This is a genomic window from Vibrio genomosp. F6 (assembly GCF_005146325.1).
In the GTDB taxonomy this organism is placed as follows: Bacteria; Pseudomonadota; Gammaproteobacteria; order Enterobacterales; family Vibrionaceae; genus Vibrio; species Vibrio cortegadensis.
Genome location: NZ_SYUT01000082.1, coordinates 1,274 through 3,604, shown reverse-complemented (window position 1 = coordinate 3,604; position 2,331 = coordinate 1,274). Strand labels below are relative to the sequence as shown.

The 2,331-nt window shown below is 39.1% G+C and carries 2 protein-coding genes; both read right to left on the bottom strand.

What is annotated here, in order from left to right; all coding sequences use genetic code 11:
• Positions 1-636: 636 nt before the first annotated feature.
• Positions 637-1,332 carry a hypothetical protein gene (locus tag FCV43_RS19335; RefSeq protein ID WP_136996087.1) on the bottom strand — a complete coding sequence of 232 codons (696 nt, stop codon included), beginning with the start codon at positions 1,330-1,332 and terminating at the stop codon, positions 637-639.
• 145 nt (positions 1,333-1,477) lie between these two features.
• Positions 1,478-2,251 (bottom strand): aminoglycoside phosphotransferase family protein, encoded by a 774-nt coding sequence (locus tag FCV43_RS19330; RefSeq protein WP_136996086.1) that lies wholly within the window; start codon positions 2,249-2,251, stop codon positions 1,478-1,480.
• Positions 2,252-2,331: the final 80 nt, after the last annotated feature.

Sequence of the window (2,331 nt, the reverse complement as noted above, 5' to 3'; positions counted from 1 at the left end):
TTAAGTGGTGAGCAACGCAGACCACTGCACCTAAAGTATTGTGCCGTAAACACTAAATTCAATGCAAACTAAAAATGCCGAGCGTTGGGAATCCGTTTTAAACGCTTTGTTATGTGTAACTCGCAAAACCAAGTGTTAATAACTTACCTTTGTTTTTAAAGGATTTTATCGAGTTATCCACAATAACGACATAAAAAGAGACCACCACCAGTTGAAAAGCTGTTTGCAACTTTAATTCGTGTCCGATATGATTAAGTCCAGATACAAAAAAACCACTAATGCTAACTAGTCACGTGCGCATTAGTGGCTCATTTACCTACATAACATAGGAGATCATATTGCTGAATGATGTTATCGAAATAGCAATTTGCTTACTAACTCTCGTTAGTATCGCATTAAAATATCTAGGCTGATCGTCGCCAAACAAATAGACTAGATTTCAAGATCAAAGCCATCTTAATTGATGGCTTATAAAAAATACAGAATTGATTTCCTGTGACCTACACATAACGCCGCATTAAGTGGTGAGCAACGCAGACCACTGGACCTAAAGTATTGTGCCGTAAACACTAAATTCAAAGCAAACCAAAAATGCCGAGCGTTGGGAATCCGCCTTAAATGCTTTGTTATGAGGCTTTACAAAAGAAGTTCTAAAAACCTAGAAAAATCTAAATTACTATTTGTTAAAGTTATATATAGCGCAATAAAACCAATAAAATATGGTCCTAGAATATCCAAATTCTCTCGATATTGGAAAAGAGCTGAGAATCTATACCTAGTTTCAACTCTCAATAAAGCCCAAAAATGTTTTCTCGTCCAAAATTCATCAAATTGATTTAATCTGTACACTTCAACATATGGTTCATGCTCACCTTCACTTCCAATCATATAAGACTCGAAATATACATTCCTTTGAAATAAGCCACTTACTTCATATTTGGTTCCCCGACACTCTGGAAAATCACCTCCAAATAAATTCATCTTTTTTGCTACTAACCCAGAAACCTCTTGTGACGCCTCATCGAAGTTAAAAACTTTATAATCTGTCATCAAACGGGACTTCCAAAGTTCGGCTAACTCAGATTGATATGGGAATGCATAGCTGTAATAACGAGCAAAATAATATAACTGAGCCAATACCATCAACTCAAGCAATCCAGTTTGATGATCTAAAGTAAATTTAAATATGAGTGTATTTACTTCTGTTAATTTAGCCCCTGTAAAAGTAAAGGCTAACATAATCATAGATAGTAATATTAAACCCCGTCGCTTAGAAACGTACCCACTATCTGAATCAATTTTGCCTCTAAAAACTTTGACAGTTTCTTCCATTTGTACTCCAAATTTGATTAGCCTCATAACGCCGCGTTAAGTGGTGAGCAACGCCGACCACCCTACCTAAACCATTGTGACATAGACACTTAAACCGAAGAAAGCCGAAAACGCCATGCGTTGGGAGTCCGTCTTAAACGCTTTGTTAGTTGCACAACGCGCGATGAATTTTTTGCTTATTATCGATAATGTATTTTATATCATCGAGATAAGATTGAAGATGACCGTGCTCGATGTTCTCAGAAAATTGTTCGCTGCCATTGGCTGCCTCTTGGCGCATAAAGCTGACTAGTGCGTTTAGGCGTATAACCATATGATCTGCGAGTTGTTCCCGCTGACCCAACGAAGCACCATAACTGTCGCAGAATACCTTAGCTCTTTTAGTTTGATCCTCAATCGAACCTAGCCTATCGACACTGTCCGTTTTAAACGGAGCCCAGCAATAAAGTGAATATGCTAAATCCCAAATCCTTGGTGCTGGATGCGAGGTATCAAAGTCAAATACGCCACTCACAATATTACCGGTGAGAGCAACATTATAGGGTGCAAAGTCTCCATGACATATGACCTCAAATGGCTCTCGAGGTTCTAACATCCAAGGCAAGTGATTAGGTTCAATATGACTAACGAATGTTGCAGTTGAGTCGTGAAGCTTTCTCAGCAATTTAGCGGCTGACACCAAAGCCTCTTGTGTAGCGATAGCACCCGTTAACGGGTAATTGAATGTCTCACCAGTTACAAAACTTAACTTCTCTTGATCGCCTTGAACGCCGAGAAACTGAGGTGCTTCATTGAAGCCAGAGTCTTTTAAATGTTCTAGCAACCTATGAATCGTGTTACTCCAAGGCTGAACTGGTCGATAGACGACATCGCCATCTCGGAATATTGAAGACTCTCGTCCACCTGATAATTCTTCCATGATTCTCCATTTGCAACTAACGCCCAATTAAGGTGCGACAACGCTATAACACCCAAGCTAAACCATTGCACCGTAAACAC

Excerpts from the sequence above, each read along its gene's own strand:
- FCV43_RS19335 (WP_136996087.1), bottom strand. The coding sequence starts at position 1,332 with ATGGAAGAAACTGTCAAAGTTTTTAGAGGCAAAATTGATTCAGATAGT.
- FCV43_RS19330 (WP_136996086.1), bottom strand. The coding sequence starts at position 2,251 with ATGGAAGAATTATCAGGTGGACGAGAGTCTTCAATATTCCGAGATGGC.